This window comes from Bacillus sp. MMSF_3353, assembly GCF_030733445.1.
GTDB lineage: Bacteria > Bacillota > Bacilli > Bacillales > Bacillaceae_G > Bacillus_A > Bacillus_A wiedmannii.
The window spans coordinates 37,552-55,444 of the sequence record NZ_JASHJA010000002.1; the positions used below are offsets into that span (position 1 = coordinate 37,552).

22 protein-coding genes are annotated in these 17,893 nt (G+C 35.6%); 11 read left to right on the forward strand and 11 right to left on the reverse strand.

Annotated elements, in window-relative coordinates:
• The first annotated feature begins 11 nt into the window (after nt 1-11).
• Together RBB48_RS05430 and RBB48_RS05435 are read left to right on the forward strand one after the other, a co-directional pair.
• Complete coding sequence (locus RBB48_RS05430) at nt 12-671, forward strand: ABC transporter ATP-binding protein (protein ID WP_088064711.1); 660 nt, start codon at nt 12-14, stop codon at nt 669-671.
• Complete coding sequence (locus RBB48_RS05435; RefSeq protein ID WP_306007446.1) at nt 655-1,452, forward strand: ABC transporter permease; 798 nt, start codon at nt 655-657, stop codon at nt 1,450-1,452. Before RBB48_RS05430 ends, RBB48_RS05435 begins: the two co-directional genes overlap by 17 nt.
• A 92-nt stretch (nt 1,453-1,544) precedes the next feature.
• Here the strand turns inward: RBB48_RS05435 and phnA are convergent, their stop codons facing one another.
• The 5 genes from phnA to RBB48_RS05460 all read right to left on the reverse strand — a co-directional run bounded on the left by phnA (nt 1,545) and on the right by RBB48_RS05460 (nt 5,166).
• Nucleotides 1,545-1,886 (reverse strand): alkylphosphonate utilization operon protein PhnA, encoded by a 342-nt coding sequence (gene phnA, locus RBB48_RS05440; RefSeq protein WP_048528370.1) that lies wholly within the window; start codon nt 1,884-1,886, stop codon nt 1,545-1,547.
• A gap of 234 nt (nt 1,887-2,120) precedes the next feature.
• Entirely contained in the window at nt 2,121-2,918 is a 798-nt protein-coding gene (locus tag RBB48_RS05445; protein ID WP_142291823.1) for a DUF2628 domain-containing protein, read from the reverse strand.
• A gap of 318 nt (nt 2,919-3,236) precedes the next feature.
• The gene (locus tag RBB48_RS05450; RefSeq protein ID WP_088064714.1) at nt 3,237-3,914 is read right to left on the reverse strand and encodes a CPBP family intramembrane glutamic endopeptidase; all 678 of its coding nucleotides are present in this window, start codon (nt 3,912-3,914) and stop codon (nt 3,237-3,239) included.
• Nucleotides 3,915-4,011: 97 nt separating this feature from the next.
• Nucleotides 4,012-4,806: a nucleotidyltransferase domain-containing protein gene (locus RBB48_RS05455; RefSeq protein WP_088064715.1), complete on the reverse strand. Its 795-nt coding sequence runs from the start codon at nt 4,804-4,806 to the stop codon at nt 4,012-4,014.
• Nucleotides 4,807-4,857: 51 nt separating this feature from the next.
• Nucleotides 4,858-5,166 carry a YuzD family protein gene (locus RBB48_RS05460; protein ID WP_000248590.1) on the reverse strand — a complete coding sequence of 103 codons (309 nt, stop codon included), beginning with the start codon at nt 5,164-5,166 and terminating at the stop codon, nt 4,858-4,860.
• Between the two features lie 206 nt (nt 5,167-5,372).
• Here RBB48_RS05460 and RBB48_RS05465 point away from each other — a divergent pair, with 206 nt between their 5' ends.
• Together RBB48_RS05465 and RBB48_RS05470 are read left to right on the forward strand one after the other, a co-directional pair.
• A complete protein-coding gene (locus RBB48_RS05465; protein ID WP_000431158.1) occupies nt 5,373-5,609 on the forward strand; it encodes a NifU family protein in 237 nt (78 codons plus the stop codon).
• A gap of 438 nt (nt 5,610-6,047) precedes the next feature.
• Complete coding sequence (locus RBB48_RS05470) at nt 6,048-6,263, forward strand: carbonic anhydrase (protein ID WP_088064716.1); 216 nt, start codon at nt 6,048-6,050, stop codon at nt 6,261-6,263.
• 60 nt (nt 6,264-6,323) lie between these two features.
• Here the strand turns inward: RBB48_RS05470 and yutH are convergent, their stop codons facing one another.
• Nucleotides 6,324-7,325 (reverse strand): spore coat putative kinase YutH, encoded by a 1,002-nt coding sequence (gene yutH, locus RBB48_RS05475; RefSeq protein WP_000581274.1) that lies wholly within the window; start codon nt 7,323-7,325, stop codon nt 6,324-6,326.
• A gap of 120 nt (nt 7,326-7,445) precedes the next feature.
• Between yutH and RBB48_RS05480 the strand changes: the two genes are divergently transcribed.
• Nucleotides 7,446-7,937, forward strand: coding sequence for a phosphatidylglycerophosphatase A family protein (locus tag RBB48_RS05480; RefSeq protein WP_046953585.1), 492 nt, complete (start codon nt 7,446-7,448; stop codon nt 7,935-7,937).
• 20 nt (nt 7,938-7,957) lie between these two features.
• Here RBB48_RS05480 and RBB48_RS05485 read toward each other — a convergent pair whose 3' ends face one another.
• Nucleotides 7,958-8,437: a GNAT family N-acetyltransferase gene (locus RBB48_RS05485; RefSeq protein ID WP_088064717.1), complete on the reverse strand. Its 480-nt coding sequence runs from the start codon at nt 8,435-8,437 to the stop codon at nt 7,958-7,960.
• 162 nt (nt 8,438-8,599) lie between these two features.
• Here RBB48_RS05485 and RBB48_RS05490 point away from each other — a divergent pair, with 162 nt between their 5' ends.
• From RBB48_RS05490 to RBB48_RS05510, 5 genes are all read left to right on the forward strand, one after another.
• Complete coding sequence (locus RBB48_RS05490; RefSeq protein ID WP_306007447.1) at nt 8,600-9,703, forward strand: HpcH/HpaI aldolase/citrate lyase family protein; 1,104 nt, start codon at nt 8,600-8,602, stop codon at nt 9,701-9,703.
• Complete coding sequence (locus tag RBB48_RS05495) at nt 9,648-10,994, forward strand: phosphoribosyltransferase family protein (RefSeq protein WP_088064719.1); 1,347 nt, start codon at nt 9,648-9,650, stop codon at nt 10,992-10,994. The genes RBB48_RS05490 and RBB48_RS05495 overlap by 56 nt, the downstream gene beginning before the upstream one ends.
• Before the next feature lie 5 nt (nt 10,995-10,999).
• Nucleotides 11,000-12,112 (forward strand): cysteine protease StiP family protein, encoded by a 1,113-nt coding sequence (locus tag RBB48_RS05500; protein ID WP_088064720.1) that lies wholly within the window; start codon nt 11,000-11,002, stop codon nt 12,110-12,112.
• Entirely contained in the window at nt 12,109-12,924 is an 816-nt protein-coding gene (locus RBB48_RS05505) for an HAD family hydrolase (protein ID WP_142291824.1), read from the forward strand. The genes RBB48_RS05500 and RBB48_RS05505 overlap by 4 nt, the downstream gene beginning before the upstream one ends.
• 546 nt (nt 12,925-13,470) lie before the next feature.
• Nucleotides 13,471-14,052, forward strand: a complete 582-nt coding sequence (locus tag RBB48_RS05510) for an NAD(P)H-dependent oxidoreductase (protein ID WP_088064721.1) — start codon at nt 13,471-13,473, stop codon at nt 14,050-14,052.
• Nucleotides 14,053-14,085: 33 nt separating this feature from the next.
• Here RBB48_RS05510 and RBB48_RS05515 read toward each other — a convergent pair whose 3' ends face one another.
• The 4 genes from RBB48_RS05515 to RBB48_RS05530 all read right to left on the reverse strand — a co-directional run bounded on the left by RBB48_RS05515 (nt 14,086) and on the right by RBB48_RS05530 (nt 16,759).
• Complete coding sequence (locus tag RBB48_RS05515) at nt 14,086-14,616, reverse strand: iron ABC transporter substrate-binding protein (RefSeq protein WP_087986025.1); 531 nt, start codon at nt 14,614-14,616, stop codon at nt 14,086-14,088.
• Nucleotides 14,617-14,726: 110 nt separating this feature from the next.
• The gene (locus RBB48_RS05520; RefSeq protein ID WP_002096233.1) at nt 14,727-15,491 is read right to left on the reverse strand and encodes a TIGR01457 family HAD-type hydrolase; all 765 of its coding nucleotides are present in this window, start codon (nt 15,489-15,491) and stop codon (nt 14,727-14,729) included.
• Nucleotides 15,492-15,599: 108 nt separating this feature from the next.
• The gene (locus tag RBB48_RS05525) at nt 15,600-16,232 is read right to left on the reverse strand and encodes a helix-turn-helix transcriptional regulator (protein WP_060488135.1); all 633 of its coding nucleotides are present in this window, start codon (nt 16,230-16,232) and stop codon (nt 15,600-15,602) included.
• Nucleotides 16,233-16,318: 86 nt separating this feature from the next.
• On the reverse strand, nt 16,319-16,759 hold the full coding sequence (locus RBB48_RS05530; RefSeq protein ID WP_000274003.1) for a DUF86 domain-containing protein: 441 nt from the start codon (nt 16,757-16,759) through the stop codon (nt 16,319-16,321).
• 147 nt (nt 16,760-16,906) lie between these two features.
• Between RBB48_RS05530 and glpX the strand changes: the two genes are divergently transcribed.
• Nucleotides 16,907-17,878 (forward strand): class II fructose-bisphosphatase, encoded by a 972-nt coding sequence (gene glpX / locus RBB48_RS05535; protein ID WP_000439090.1) that lies wholly within the window; start codon nt 16,907-16,909, stop codon nt 17,876-17,878.
• Nucleotides 17,879-17,893 lie beyond the last annotated feature (15 nt).

Below are 17,893 nucleotides of genomic sequence, written 5' to 3' on the forward strand. Positions count from 1 at the left end.
AGGAGCCATCTATGTTTATATTAAAAGACGTTACATATAAAGATATACTACACATTCCTTATTTACAGATTCAAAAAGAAAAAATCACATGTATTATCGGTGAGAGTGGGAGCGGAAAAAGTACATTGCTCCGCATGCTAAATGATTTGCAATCTCCAACATCCGGTACAATTGAATATAACGGAAAACAAATTTCCGATTATCCTCCAATTCAATTACGACGTGACGTAGTCATGCTTGGGCAAACGCCACCTATTTTTGATGGAACGATTAAAGACAATCTATTAATGGGACTTCGTTTTTCTGAAAAACCATTTCCAAATGATGATGCCTTGCGAAGCGCATTAACGACTGTTAGCTTAGAAAAAAATTTAGAAGACAACGCTGATTCATTATCAGGCGGAGAAAAACAACGCCTTGCTTTTGCACGTATCGTACTTATGGATCCACCTGTTTATTTATTAGATGAACCAACCTCGGCACTAGATAGCGATACAGAACGCCGCGTTATGAAACAATTTACTATGCTAGCAAGAGAAAAGAAAAAAACAGTTATCTTCATTACACACTCACAACAACTTCCAGAAGAAATTGCAGACGATATTATTGAAATTAGTAAAACAAACGGTGCAACTAGAAAGGAAGTGCTCTCAGTTGAAGGGCGTTATTGAACTCCAAATTTGGCAACTTGCCGCTGCATATATTTTTATTCTTATTTTAATTGGACTTGTAAAATTAAAAGGGATTCCGCGTGAAAAACAAATTGCGCTCGCAACATTCCGTATGACGATTCAGCTCGTACTTGTTGCATATGTCCTTACATACGTATTTGAAAATAGTAATCCATTTTATACAATTGCTCTTATTACTTCTATTACTACCTTTGCAATTTTTAATATTTATAAACGAGTCAATATCCCGATGTCTAAAGAATTAAAACGAGTAGCCGCGCTTTCCATGGGTGCCGGATCAATTGGCCCACTTCTACTATTTATCTTTGTTATTATCGGGCACGACCCTTGGTATGCACCGCAATATATCGTTCCGATTACGGGAATGTTAGTTGGGAATGCGATGACAGGTGTTTCCCTTGGTGCAAATACGTTCTTAAATAATATGAAATCGCAAAGAGGTCAAATTGAAGGCGCACTTATGCTCGGCGCAACACCGAAAGAAGCCGCTGCGCCGCTCATACGAGACGCTTTTGACTCTGCTATTTTACCAACGATCAATTCTATGGTCGGAATGGGGATTATAAGCTTACCAGGCATGATGACTGGTCAAATCTTATCTGGTGTATCACCATTTACAGCCATTCAATATCAAATCGCCATTATACTTGGTATTTCAGGAAGCGCTGCCTTTGCTGTTATTATCTTCTTACAGCTTGGATATAAAACATTCTTTAATAAGCGGTGTCAGTTGAAAGAGATTGACTATGGTGCACAGTAAATGTTGCACTGTTCATGGTAAATAAAATTATATCGACTTACCGATAAAAAATGACAATAAAAAAGAGGAGGCTAATCGCCTCCTCTTTTTATTTACGCCTTCTTAACGAACTGTGATTTTAATTTCATAGCTCCGAAACCGTCGATTTTGCAATCAATATCGTGATCGCCATCAACTAGACGAATACTCTTTACTTTCGTACCGATCTTCACAACTGAAGAAGTTCCTTTTACTTTTAAATCTTTAATAACAGTAACAGCATCGCCGTCTTGAAGAACGTTTCCGTTCGCATCTTTTACAACTTTTGCACCATCATTATTTTCAGTTTCTGCTTCTTGGCCCCACTCATGAGCACATTCTGGACATACGAAAAGAACGCCATCCTCATACGTATATTCTGAATTACATTTTGGACAATTAGGTAAAGTAGCCATAAATTCATTTCCTCCGTTCATTATTTATACGTAAAAATCAAAATTGATGTTTACATCTCGATAAATAAAATTTGTATAGCATTTCTTTATAGTGCCATAGTCTTACGTTATTGACAAGCCTACCTCAAATTCTCATTTTTTATTGTATTTTACAAATTTTCAATTCGTATGGTGTTTCCAATAAAAAAGAAGAACCTTCACAAGATTCTTCTTCTCAAAATGAACGAGCTCTCACTAGAAACTCCAACTATTTTCTTCAATGTAAAATTGATACTCTTCTAACTCTTCTTCACTTAATTTCTTATTATTCTCATATACTTCTTGCCATTCAAAATAGTCTTCACTGAAATAAACAGCAAATTTAATTTTTATATTTTTCTTCTCTTCGTAATCATACCCAGTAAATTCTACTACGTCATAATCTTTTTCTTTCTTCACAAGCTTCCACGTTGGATTATCCGTCATAATCTCTAAAGTAAATCCTTCATCACTTGCACGAACAACGTTTTTTATATTTGGTTCAGTTGGTAAAAAGGAGAGTCCGAACGTGGCTCCGCCAAATACTAACCCTACTATGATGTGTAAACCAACCATACTAGCAAAACTAGCGCCACCCTTTGATTGTAAATAATACGCCTTCTCATGATCTGGCATATTTTCTTCCTTATGTAAAATACGGACAGCATGCTTATAATATAAACGGTTTCCTTGCCATCCAGTAAATATCATCATTCCTAATTGAAAAACTAGACCAATTGATAAAAAAATCCCATCTGGAATGTCTATAAAAGGGGGTATAAGTATACTAGGAACCGATAATAACATAAGTATACTAAACAACTTATACATTTTACGGTAAACTAGCCAAAAAGGTGGGAAGAAAAAGGCTACCCAATTCCACGTATTCCCTTGCGCTGGATTTTCTACTTTCCCCCACTTAAAGTCATAATACGCCGTATTCTTTTGAACGACTGTATGTAACTGTTGCGGAAAAATTGTTTCTTGTAAAACAGTGTCCCTCACGTACATCATCCTTTTCTCATTTCTACATACGTGTATTTTATAGAAATAAAAAGAAGGAATCTAACAAAAAGTACATATATTTCATAAAAATGAACGGAAATCGAATATATTCCGACAATTATCCGTTTATTATTTCATTTTACTTTTAAATATATTAGAATACTTATGAATGATACGTTTAATACACTAAGTTAATCATTTTGTATATTTGATAATAAAAATGTTTCACATGAAACTATCTATATTTCGTATTACCTTTCCTCTACACAGTACATGTAAATCCATTTCTACAAAATACGAAAGACGCCCTTTTCAAAAGGCGTCTTTTTACAGTTGAAAATTTACTAATATAAAAAATGCATTATTTAATAAATGAATCCCCCATGGGACGAGTAAGTTATTTGTTTTCTTATACGTATAAGCTAAACATATACCACCACCAAAAATATATAAAACACTCCCTACTGTAAGGGGATGACCTAAAGTAAAGATAACAGCACTTATAACGGCACTACTAAGTGTAGAAAAGCGCTGAGATAATTTCGTGAAAAACATCCCCCGAAATAAAAGTTCTTCCCAAATCGGTGCAAAAGTGGTGAGTACAACTACGTATAAAATGATTTCACTTTTAGTAGGCTTTATTACTATATTAGATTCATTCACACGAAGCCCATGTGGTAAAACTAAATTTAATACTGCAAGATATATAAGTAGTACAATCATCATCATTACTATTGTTACATAATGTTTGAAATTATTAAACTGCATTGATTTTACTAACTGCACACAGCAATTTCTTGCTGGTGCATATATTAAAATAATAGTAAGAAATGTTAAAGGTGGAATAAGATGATCTACATACCATGGATATAAGGAAGAGTCATATATAATGTTCAAAAAACCAATTCCATACATTACCCCAAAAATAATTATTATAATGCTAATTACTTCGCGCATACTTATTGCTACATTCTTTTCTTCATAAGTAGCTAATTCTGTATTCATCCTATCCCCTCCAGTATAATTAAACCTTTTAATCCATCATATACCATTCTCAACACAAAAACCGACGATACAATTTACTGTATCGTCGGTTTTTCCCCTACCATTTCTCTCTACATGTTTCAATTAAATGCAATAAGTACTTCCTCGTCATATCTGCCCTTCTCCACCTTGAGAGCATTCGCTTTTCTTTTGGATTCTGCCGTATTCTCGCTACTTCTTTTAATAAAAGCTCCCATTCTTCCCCTGAACGTTCTAACAAGTATTGCAATCCACTATCTTTTGAAACGATTGTTTTATGATCTAGTGTATATAAAATACGGCCCATCGTAACGACAGCTGATTCTACCCACTCTTCTATGAAAAATAAATACGGCTGCTTCGCTTTTTCACTCCAGTACTGTTCTACGTTGTATTTCATCGTATTGACTACATCGTCCCACCTTATTTGAAACGGAAGATCTTCCGCTTCTTTCCCGGTAACTGTAATACCTTGATTTTTCAATGTCCACCATGTGACCGCATTAATATCCCAATGACCTACATTCGCTTTACCATCTGCACAATACACGTACTCATTCATTTCATCATTGTATTTCCCTAAATCAGCAAGCGGAATATACATACCATCCATTCTCTTACCTAACGTACTACCACTAATTTTCTTATGAAGTTCGACAAGTTGCTGTTTTTCAGCTTCATTCACGGAATCACTTATTACTATAATAAAATCAACATCGCTCGTTTCTGCATGAAATGCACCGAGTGCAATGGAGCCGTAAATATATACCCCGACTATTTTTTCATCTAAAAAAATTTCTTTTAATTCTACTGTGTACCGCTCCATTAACTGTCGTACTTCTGTTGGTAACGCATGCTTCACTCCATTTTTCACATCTATCCCTCCATTAAAAAAGCCTTCGCAAATTCGCAAAGGCTTCCTGTTTTATAAATATTTCTCGATTTCTTCGTAAACATCCTTCAAACGAGGATTTCCTTCTCCAACAATTTCTCCATTTACAAGAACGACCGGATAAAATAGATCTTCTTCCACTACGCGCTCTGCGAATGCTTTTTTATCTTCATCTTCTTGTTCTTCTTGAAAATCAATATACTCGAAATTAAATTTATTTTCTTGTCCTTCATATTTACGACCAATCGCCGCTTGTAGCCACTCAAATGTTTCTGTTGAAGATGGCATTCCAACGCAGCTCGCACAAATTACTTTCGTCCCATACACTTGCACATTAACCATTTCTTCTCCCCCGCTTCTTGTTTCAACAGTATATTCAGATGTCTTAGTACATAAGCACATCATTTTACAAACTTATTCCATACCCCTATACTGAAAAAACACGTTGTAAACATGATAAAAAATTTCGACATTAAAACAAGAACAGAAAAAATAGATTTTCCCCTCTATCTTGATTATAATAAAACTGATGAAAGGAGTCGATAAAAATGGAAAACCCACATATGGAAGAACAAGTACTAGAAGTATTAGATAAATTACGTCCATTCTTACTTCGCGATGGCGGAGACGTTGAATTAGTAGACATTGAAGAAGGTATCGTAAAATTACGTCTTATGGGTGCTTGCGGAAGCTGCCCAAGTTCTACAATCACACTAAAAGCTGGTATCGAACGCGCATTACTAGAAGAAGTACCAGGCGTTATTGAAGTAGAACAAGTATTTTAATCTAAAAGCGGAAGCGGCTCGTTCAGAACAGGAGGTCATTGGAGCTCCTGACGAAGAGGCGCTTTTTGCCTCACAGGAAGGCGCGAAATGACCTCCTGTTCTAGCCGCTGGAGCTGGATATTAATCTAAAAGCGGAAGCGGCTTGTTCAAAATGTGAGGAGGATGGAGCTTCTGACATAGAGGCGCTTTTTGCCTCGGCGGAAGAAGCGAAGCCACCGAACATTTTAGCCGCTGGAGCTAGATATTAATTAAAAGCGGAAGCGGCTCGTTCAGAATCGCTTCCTAGAAAGAGACCCATATGGGTCTCTTTTTTTATTCAAAAAACACTTCTCCTTTAACATCATAAAACAAAATTGGAAATCCTTCTCAAAAAGTGAGATAATTAATACTATAGAATCGTTCACACATATAAAAGTAAAAAACATAGGGGGACGACACATGCCAAAAATGGGGAACACTTTCTTAACAATTCAAGAACTAGAAAAGAAAAAAGAGTATTTATTAGATCTTTCATCCGTTATACCAACATGGAATGCGAGCTATCAATTTTTATTTAAAGAAATTCAGCAAGAATTATTGAGTAAAGTAAATGAAAAAATCGAAAGACATCAATTCATTTTAAATATATGTGCAGATCAACAGATAGGGGCATAATGTATTACATACAATTGTGATATATAAAAAAGAGACCTCAATCGGTCTCTTTTTTATATTTTAAGATAGCCAATCTAATTTCCTAATCCCTAACTTATCGACTGGTAAACGAAGTGAGCCATAAAAGTGCTTCATAAATTGCTCAGAGCGGTTCACATCGTGTAAAATGGCTTCTAAGCGATCTCTATATATGCTCTTTTGTTCTTCATTTCCTGTTTGGTAATATCGTTCGACTGTTTCAAAGTAGTGAAGTGGGAACAGGAGCCTTGCAAATAATAGGCGCCAACCAAATGAGGATAGCGAATAATTCCGTTCATAATCTGTAACAAATTGAACGATTGTTTGCTCCCAGTCTTTCTTTTTTTCTATCATCATATAGCGGATTAATTCTGCCATATCTCGAGTTGGGTGATCATACACCCAATCGAAAGGAAGTTTGAGACGCTTCGTTTGATGCCATAATAAAGGTGTGAATCGTTCTTGGCAAATTGTTGCTGCATCAGTCATTTGCGGCGTATCATCCATCTCTGTATCGACAACATACTGAATTGCATTTTCTGCAACTCCTAAGTAATACGGGAAGGATTCAATAAACAATTGATCGAATACGTCTGTAGGGTGGTTCATCACTTGTGATTGCCAAAACTTTTCTAATTGATCGAGCCTTTTTTCCCATAACGCTTTCCATTCGCCTATGCGGCTTAATTGCTCGATTTCTTCTGGAAAGAATGCACCTCGTTTATGGAATATAGAAAGCTCACTTCCTAATGATGTAGCATGTCGTTCTAACGCACGCATACCTTTTAATAAGCAGTAATTTTGTTCTTCTATCTCACTTACATAGTAGCCGTGTATAGTCGGAACGAAAGTCGCTACAGTTATATCCCCTTGCTGGTTCATATAATCACTGAGCTTTTTCATCTCTACAAGTACTTCTTCCTCCATTTCTCCAATTGGAACAAGTACATAAATTTTGTTGCGAATCCAAAAGCTTTTATAGGGGCCAAGGGGGATTAATTCTTTAACATGCATATGATAATGCTCATAAATATGATGAATCATCGCAGTCGCCACCTATGGTTTTTCTTTATATATATGAGCTTGTGCTCGCCTTTCATTCCTATGCACATGATAAAGCAACGAAACGTATACAAATACTAAAAAGAAAAAAAGGTGATAAACATGAAAGAATCAAATCAACTACAAGAAAGAGCATTACAACTATTACAAGAACGTGGTGTAACAATTGACGATATTGCTGAGCTTGTTCATTTTCTTCAAAAAAAATATCATCCAAATTTAGAGATGTCAGAATGCCGTTATAACGTTGAACGTGTATTATCAAAACGTGAAGTACAAAACGCACTAATTACTGGTATCGAACTCGATGTCCTTGCTGAAAAAGGAATGTTAAGTGAGCCGTTACAAGATATCGTAAAACGTGATGAAGGCTTATACGGAATTGATGAAGTGATCGCACTTTCTATCGTTAATGTGTACGGCTCTATCGGTTTCACGAACTTTGGATATATCGATAAATTAAAACCTGGTATTTTAGAATACTTAAATGATAAATCAACTGGACAGGTGCACACATTCCTTGATGATATCGTTGGCGGAATTGCTGCCGCTGCTTCAAGTCGTTTAGCGCATAGAGCTGAGCATTCGGAATAAAATATGAAAGACCGTCAGTTTCATACTGACGGTCTTTTGTATTCCATGAGCATAAATTCTCTCCCGCGGCTCAAAAAAGTAGGTCCTTGTTTAAATCCGATATTTTTATATAACGTAATTGCTCTTGTATTAAATGTCGCTACGCTTAATCGAAACATTTTTGCATTAAACTCTTTCGTAGCAAACGCTATTCCAGCTTGGAAAAATTCTTTCCCCATTCCATTCCCAGTTAACGCCGGCTTCATACCAAGTCCGATATCAATCACATCTTCTCCACCATATAAATTAGCATCTCTTCCACCTGGTACTTGTGCATTTTCTCCAAAACAAAAATAGCCGATGAACTCTCCTTGATCGTCACAACAGCCATAATACGTTCCATCTAATAGTTCTTCTATTACTTCTTTCTCGCCTGAAAAACTATATAAACTATATGGTTCCTCGTACGTCCACGTATTTATCTCCTTTGCTTCTTCTATCGTTAACTTATGTATATCCACTTTCTCTTTCCCCCTATTATATTTCTATTAACAATATTCGATATTCATCTTATAATTCATCTTTCTCAATATATTTTTTTAATTTATCGCTTCATTTTTATGGAAGATTTTTCTTATTATGTTACGATTAAACAGAATCATTACAAATAAGGTGGTGACAATTTGAATTACTTTTCTTATCTCTCCTCGGAAGAACGGCAAAATTTTTTCTATAAAGAACCTCTTAGTTTTTCAAAAAATATAGGGAAAGAACAACTAGCTTACGCACTAGGCGCCACACTATATACTCCTGGCACGAAAGAAACGATTGCGGAAGATATAATTAGAAAGAAACATGTGGATGCTACCTCAATTATTCTTTGTCTAGAGGACGCTATCAGCGATGAGGAAGTAAAACTTGCAGAGCAAAACATCGTCGTTCAAATACAGCAAATCGCTAACTTAGTCAGTGCCAACATACTAAATCAAGCAGACATCCCGCTTCTTTTTATTAGAGTTCGACAGCCAAGTCAACTGAAGACAATTGTTACTGAATTAGGTAGTGCTGTTCATTGTTTATGTGGTTTTGTCTTTCCAAAATTCACACCGATTAACGGAAAGACTTATATCAATCAGCTTGCATATATAAACGAGGTATACTCATTATCGCTATATGGCATGCCGATTTTAGAATCCCCCGAAATTATGTATAAGGAAACACGGGCAGAATCATTATTACAAATAAAGGATTTACTAGATTCTTATCACGATTACATCTTAAATGTACGTATTGGTGCTACTGATTTTTCAAGTATATTTAGTATTCGACGCAATAAATACACACCTATCTATCATATTACCGTTGTCCGTGATTGTATTTCAGACATTATTAACGTTTTCTCAAGGGCAACAAATGAATATATTATTTCAGGATGTGTATGGGAATATTTTTCTAATGATCATGAAGAAGGGCTTATTCAAGAGGTATCACTTGACCATGCAAATGGCTTAATCGGAAAGACAGTTATTCACCCATCTCATATTAAAGTTGTACAGGCAATGCACATTGTCACAATGGAAGATTATTTAGATGCGAGATCAATTTTACAAAATGCAGATACGTATAATGGAGTGCTAAAAAGCAGTTTTTCTAACAAAATGAATGAAGTAAAACCTCATTATGGCTGGGCTCGCAAAACCATTTTAAAATCTAATATTTACGGGGTGCTACATGAAAACAAACAATTCACCGATCTCCTTATTACAAACGCAAAGCAACACGTATAACGTTTTAAATAATATACAAGTTCATGTAGAAGTACGTGATAATCCATATAATTTAGCGCTAGACAGTCTTTTTCAAATGGCTGCGAGAATAAATAAGAAACGTAGTTTTTTATTTGTGAGTACAATCCTTGGAAAGCATCTTCCTATTAAACCTGCAGTCTCCCTATCAAGTGGAGTTGCTCTCGCTGCAAGATATATGGAAATACTACATAATATTTCTCATCCATTTCAAAAAGAAATTTTAAATCTCATTTCATTAGAAATTGATGAAATCCCAGAGGAAGTATTTCGTTATCAATATCCTCTGCAAGAAGAAGTTTTGTTCATCGGATTCGCTGAAACAGCGACATCACTTGGTCATTCTATGTTTCAATGCTTTCAAAATGCAAAGTATGTACATACAACTAGGGAATCGATACCCCACCTAGAATCTGTCATTACATTTGAGGAAGAACATTCTCACGCAACATCGCACCGTTGTTATGTAGATGAAAGCTTTTTTCAAAACAACAATCCAATTGTTCTCGTAGATGATGAGATGACAACAGGAAAAACAGCATTAAATATTATTAGATCTATTCAAAATAAATTCCCACGAGAAGAATATATAATTGCTTCTTTATTAGACTGGCGTTCTCATACTAATAGAAAACAATTTAAACAATTAGAAGAAGAACTTCAAATTAAGATTCATGTTATTTCTTTATTAGAAGGCAGTATTCATACAACTGGTCAACCATTAAATATTGCAAAAACAGATATTCAAATTAAAGAAACAAAACCTGATTTCAAAAAGCATACCCTTACCTGCCCAAAATCACCCTATACATCAAATTATATAAAATATACTGGGCGATTTGGCACTTTAGCATATGAACAAAAGCACATTCATTCTTTCGCTCAAGAAGCAGGAAAAGCTTTAAAAAGAGAAAGAATTGGAAAACGAACACTCTGTCTCGGAACGTGTGAATTTATGTATATCCCAATGAAAATTGCTGCTGAAATGGGTGAAAATATTTTATATCAATCTACAACAAGAAGCCCTATCCATCCTGTTTCAAATGATGTGAACTATGCCATTCATAATCATTTCTCATATCCAAGTCCTGAAGATTCTACTATTACAAATTACTTTTATAATATTTCACCTCATGATTACGATGAAGTATTTGTTTTTATTGAGCGTGATTTAGGAGAAGAAGCCCTGTTTCCTCTTCTACAGCAGTTACAAACAGTTATTCCTTTTATTCATATCGTCTCATTTTCAAATGGCATAGAAAAGGAAGGTTGATAATTATGGTAAAAGTAAATTCTCATATTAGTAGTTACAATCCAAATGATGCTATTTTTCTATTAAAAGATATTAGTGATTTAATGAAAGAAAGTTCCACAGAAACTAGAGAACAAGCAATTCAAGCTGGCACACATTATTCTGAAATGTTACCAATGGAATATAAACCATCTAAAGCGTATATGGATTTATTCTTTTCTTCCCTGCAACAATATAAACACAAGCTAGCCATCGCTGTTGGAGTTGTCGCCGAACAGATTATACAAACTAAAGGAACTAACCTTGTCCTCGTTTCATTAGCTCGTGCTGGTACACCTATTGGCATTCTTATCAAACGCTACATACGCTATCAATACAACCTTGATGTACCTCACTATTGTATTTCTATTGTTCGCGGACGCGGTATTGATGAAAATGCACTCCATTATATTTTGGAACATCACCCTAAAGAAACAATTCAATTCATTGATGGGTGGACTGGAAAAGGTGCAATAAAAAAAGAATTAGAATATGCAGTACACACATTTAACGAACGAAATAATACACACATTTCTCATTGTATGGCTGTGCTTGCTGATCCCGGTTACTGTACTTCAATTTACGGTACACGTGAAGATTTTCTTATTCCTAGCGCTTGCTTAAATGCAACAGTCTCTGGACTAATTAGCCGCACTGTACTAAATGACACCTATATCGGTCCAAATGATTTTCATGGTGTTAAATATTATAAAGAGCTAGAACACGAAGATTTATCAAATTTCTTCATTGATGAGGTAACAGATTTATTCCCTTCTGTTCATTCTCATATAGATAATCAATTACGTTATATTGCTTCAACTTACACTGATCCATCTTGGCAAGGATTAAAAGATATACAGTCTATCCAAAATCACTTTGAAATTGACGATATTAACTTAATTAAACCAGGAGTCGGTGAAACAACTCGTGTATTACTCCGGAGAATACCGTGGAAAATTTTAATACGTAAGCAAAACAATCCCGGTTTAAAGCATATTTTACTTCTCGCTAAAGAAAAGAATGTCCCAATTGAAACCTATGAGAATATGGCTTATTCATGTTGCGGGCTCATTAAGCCTCTTAGGAAGGAAACAATATGATTTTCGCCAGTGATCTTGATCAAACGCTTATTTATTCCCGGAAATCGTTTCGTGCCCCTATAGAAGATGAATCAATTCAACTCATTGAAACTTTAGATGGAAAAGAAATTTCTTTCATATCACATAAAACCATTTCACTACTAAAAAAATTACAACTGCACTCACATTTCATCCCAGTTACAACAAGAACTATTGAGCAGTTTCAGCGTATTGCTTTATTCCAAAACGAAATCATTCCCGAATACGCCATTACAAGTAACGGCGGCAATATCCTTCATAACGGTAAACAAGATGGTACTTGGAACAGGACAGTAAAAGAAAGACTATCGGTTGAATGTATAGAGAGAAACGACATACTAAAGGAATTTGGACAAATAGCTCATAAAGATTGGGTTATATCACAAAAAACAGCTGATGATCTATTCCATTATTGCATTATTAAACGGGAGAACATTCCTTATGATGAATTATCATCCTTCACTTCCTGGTTAGACAAACAAGGCTGGAATCATTCACTTCAAGGTAGAAAGCTATACTTTGTCCCAAAACCAATTAATAAATGGGACGCCGTGCAATATATAAAAGAAATTTTGCAAATAGATACGATTATTACAGCTGGGGATTCTTTACTTGATTTATGCATGCTTGAAAAGGCGAACCATGCCTTCGCACCACTTCATGGTGAGTTAGAGGCAATGCATGATAACTTACAACCCCATATTTTAAAAACAGACGCAATCGGCATATATGCCGCAGAAGAAATCGTAAATAAATCACTTCAAATTATTCACAGTTCATTACCTACCTCATGATCATAATATGCACAATTGCATACGCACCGCGATTAAACAGATGGTACAATTTATTTGAATCGCTGTTGCTACACTTCTTGATTAGAGAAAAGGCGTTAACACGGAAATTAGCGTCTTATCAACCTCAAGCAATTGGCACATTTTGTCATCTTAAAAGACACTCGAACGAGTGTCTTTTTTTCTATATCCAACAAGGACTTACTCATTTCAAAGTATAAATACATAAAATAATGTAAATCATTACACGCATGAATCACTTTCTAAAAGTTATAAAGTAGATTCAAAATAAAAAAGGCACTCTTAACTAGAGTGCTTTTTACTTTCAAACAAGGAGGCTACATATATGGATAGCACTCTCGTATTTAACTTCGGCATTGGTCTTGTCATTATTTTATTTGTCTTCTTTGTACTTTGTATGAGCGGGGTATAAAAAGGCGATTTTCGAGCGTCTTTTTATACATACATATGTATTACTTGACTTCTATAAAAGCAGTAACCATAATAGTTACATAAATAAAAAACTATCCACAAATAGGAGGAAGAGCAATGAAACATGTAATCGTTTATGCACACCCAAATACAGAAAGCTTCAACCATGCGATTTTAGAAACGGTAAAAAGTGAATTAGAAGAAAAAGGTCATGAAGTACGCGTTCGCGATCTATACGAATTAAACTTCAATCCAGTATTAGGCGCTTCCGATTTCATCTCATTTTCTCAAGGAAACACACCAGAAGATATTAAAGAAGAGCAAGAGCATATCTCTTGGGCGGATAGCATTACATTCATTTATCCAGTTTGGTGGGCGGGACTTCCTGCTATTTTAAAAGGATACGTTGACCGTGTATTTAGCCACGGCTTCGCTTATGCTTACGGTGAAAATGGTATTGAAAAGTTATTAAGCGGTAAAAAAGGCTTACTATTATCTACAATGGGAAATACGAAAGAAGCATACACAGCAGGCGGTATGTTTGAAGCAATGAAGAAAACAGCAGATGTTGGTATTTTTGAATTTACAGGTATTGAAACAATTGAGCATACATTCTATACGAGTGTTCCTTCTGTGGATAACAGTGTGCGTAAGCAATATCTTGAAGAAGTTAAAGATGTTGTGAATCGTGCATTCTAATAAAAAACTCCGGTTGTTAAAACCGGAGTTTTTTTATTTCATCATTAATTTCGGAATATATCTTTGAAGAATGCTTTCTAATTCATTCATATCTTCCTGTCTAATAAGTAAATTTACATTGTCATTCATTTTTTCTCGCCCGCGATATAAAAATATATTTTCTTTTGGATTTTCCCATGTTGATGTTTTATAGCCTTTTAATTCTTCGTATGAATAAAAGTTTAATCCGTCTACTACACCTTTTTCATATATTTGTACACTTTTAATAAGATGGATAGCTATTAAAGTCATAAAACAACTTGCTACAGCATGAATACCTAGCTGAATGAGAAACTGTTCAACTGTATCAATATCGCCACTTACGTACTGAGCATATATATACATACATTGCCCAATGAAATATGCTGGTCCAAGTAATGCAATCCAACGTCTTTTCACCCGAGGATACATTGCAATGAGTTTTCCTGAGCTTTTTTTCATTTCATTTATTTTATATATCTTCCATAGAACAAAAAACAAAACACATAATGTAAAAACAAACATAATACATGACATCCAGTACACTCTGATTCCCCCTTGTATCATTACATATAAATTTTACATTTTATATAACAACGGCGAATATGCAATTATGCATAAAAAACAGGTAACCTATTCCGGTTACCTGCATTTCATTACATCTTCTCAATCCACTCCGTCAAGTTATGCACAACTTGCGTTGGTTGTACTTCATATTCTGTTAACTTCTCCACAGTTGTGACTCCAGTGTGGACAAGAAGGGTATGCATGCCAGCATTTACTCCCGCTAAAATGTCTGTATCGTAGTTATCCCCAACCATTAATGCTTCATCTTTTCCTATACCAAGCACTTTTAACGCTTGTTCCATAATGATTGATTCTGGTTTTCCAATAAAGATTGGATCCACGCCTGTTGATACTGTTACAACTGATGTTAATGAACCGTTACCTGGTAATAATCCGCGCTCAGTCGGAATGGCGATATCTCCATTTGTAGAAATAAACGTTGCGCCGTTACGCACAGCAAGACAAGCTTTTGCTAATTTTTCATATGTGATGTCACGATCTAAACCAACAACAACGAAATCAGGATTTTCATCCACAAGTTCAAATCCTTTTTCCACAAGTGCATCATGTAAGCCTTCTTCACCAATCATATATACAGTTGCGTCTTGTTTACGTTCATAAATGAAGTTCGCTGTCGCCATACTCGTTGTGAATACTTGCTCTGCTTCCGCTGGAATATCGAAACGAACAAGTTTTTCTGCCACTTGTTCTGGTTTACGCGTTGAATTATTCGTAACGAATAAATAAGGAATGCCGCGCTCTCCTAATGCTTTTACGAAGTCGCTCGCTTCTTCAATTTGTTCTTCTCCGCGATACATCGTACCGTCTAAGTCAATTAAGTAACCTTTATACATCATTATGTCTCTCCTTCTATGCTAACGTTCTCACCTTATCATACCACTCTTATATTACCCGCTTTTTCCAAAGAAAAAAACGCTTTACCTAAAAGCGCCCCATAACGTTCATTTTTTCTCTTTTACTTGGTAAGAACAACTACAATCGCCCTCACACATGTTTGCTAACGTCTTTACATCTGCTCCTGCAAATAAACGATTATACATCTCTTTTTCATCTTCGCATACTTGCGGGAATCTCTCTGCAATTTCTTTTAACGGACAGTTTTGTTTTTCAATTACGAAAGAGTTCTCCCCATCTCTCTTTATTTGAACCATATAACCATTTTTCTCTTGCATGGCCGCTATCTCTTGCACTTTAAATGCTAAATTCTTTTGATTACTCACTCGTTTTTGCAACTGTTCTTCCATTCGCTTCGTTCTCTCTGTTAAAACGTAACGAAGTATTTTTTCATCACCCATTCGAGCTAAATCTTCTAGCATATCAATCGCAAATTGCTTATACTCCTTCGGGAATGTATCTTCTCCCTTTTCACTTAATCCATATAAATAAGTTGGTCTTCCGACATGTTGTCTTACCATCTTAGAATAAATGAAACCATCTTTCTCAAGATTACTTAAATGTCTTCGGATCGCCATTTCTGTAATCTCTAAAACGTCAGCTAGTTCCGCTACTGTATGCTCTCCCTTAACTTTCAACAATTGTACAATTTCATCTTTCGTCGTACGTGCTTCCCCCATGCTTACCCCTTCTCCCTTTTCCCTTTACTTTCTCACATACAATATAAGATCCCCAAAAGGCAGTCCCGGGGATCTTATAAGCATAATTATTCTGGTACAAATGCAGATACAGGTCCTAATTCCTTCTCTAAATAACTGCGAATATTTGCTGGGTATTTCTCTACCACTGCAATATGTTTTTGAATCGTCTTATATAATTCATCATGATTCATTTGAATATAATCTTGCGTAAGCATTTTTCGAAGAAGGATAATTTCTTTCATTCCTTGTCCTTCTTCTGCACTTATCACTCGCTCGTCCATCAAAATATCGATAATATCTTCATAACTTCCTGGATCGCGCATAATAAATCCATCAATCATCGCATTCCCTACATCTAATACACAATCAATAATTAGATGAGCTATACGTTCTAATGCGTAAAATTCAAACTCGGTTTCATATATCTTTTTCTCTTGAAATGTACTTGTTGCTCGTTCTAAACATACTAGCATTTGTTCTATTTTCTTTCTGTCTACAAAATACATGAATGTCACCTACCTGGAAATTAAAGCATTTACATTTTAATTGTAACGCTTTCTTCTGAAAAAATCGACAATTTTTCGAATTCACCTTTTCTCCGTTATTTGTTATAGTTATATTTGTATGATTTTTGAAATTGGAGGAATGGAATCTTGGAACGTGAACTCGCACTAGAAATTGTCCGTGTAACAGAAGCAGCAGCATTAGCATCCGCACAGTGGATGGGCCGCGGAAAGAAAAACGAAGCAGATGATGCAGCAACTACAGCAATGCGTGATATGTTTGATTCAGTAAACATGGCAGGTACAGTTGTAATTGGTGAAGGAGAACTTGATGAAGCACCGATGTTGTATATTGGTGAAGAACTAGGAACAGGTAACGGTCCAGAAGTAGACATTGCCGTTGATCCATTAGAAGGTACAAACATCGTTGCAAAAGGTCTTGCAAATGCAATGGCAGTTATCGCAATCGCAGATAAAGGAAACCTCCTTCATGCTCCTGATATGTACATGGAAAAAATCGCGGTTGGTCCAAAAGCAGCTGGTAAAATTAGCTTAGATGATCCAATTGAAAAAACAATTGAAATTGTAGCAGAAGCTAACAATAAAAAGATTCGCGATCTAACAGTTATCGTGCAAGAACGTGAACGTCATCAAGATATTATTGACCGTGTTCGTGCAAAAGGTGCACGCGTAAAATTATTTGGTGATGGTGATGTTGGTGCGTCAATCGCAACAGCACTACCTGGAACGGGTATTGATTTATTCGTAGGTATTGGCGGAGCTCCAGAAGGTGTTATTTCTGCAGCAGCATTAAAATGCCTTGAAGGTGAAATGCAAGCTCGCTTAGTTCCAATGAACGAAGAAGAAGAAGCTCGTTGTCGTGAAATGGGATTAGAAGATCCTCGTCAACTTCTTATGTTAGATGACTTAGTATCTGGGGATGATGCAATCTTCTCAGCAACTGGTGTATCTGCTGGTGAGTTATTAGACGGTGTTAAATTCCTTGGCGGAGATCTAGCTGAAACATATTCTATCGTTATGCGTTACAAAACAAGAACGGTACGATTCATTAAAACGCATCACCATTTAGATCATAAACCACACTTAAACTTAGATATTTAATAAAGGAGCCATGTG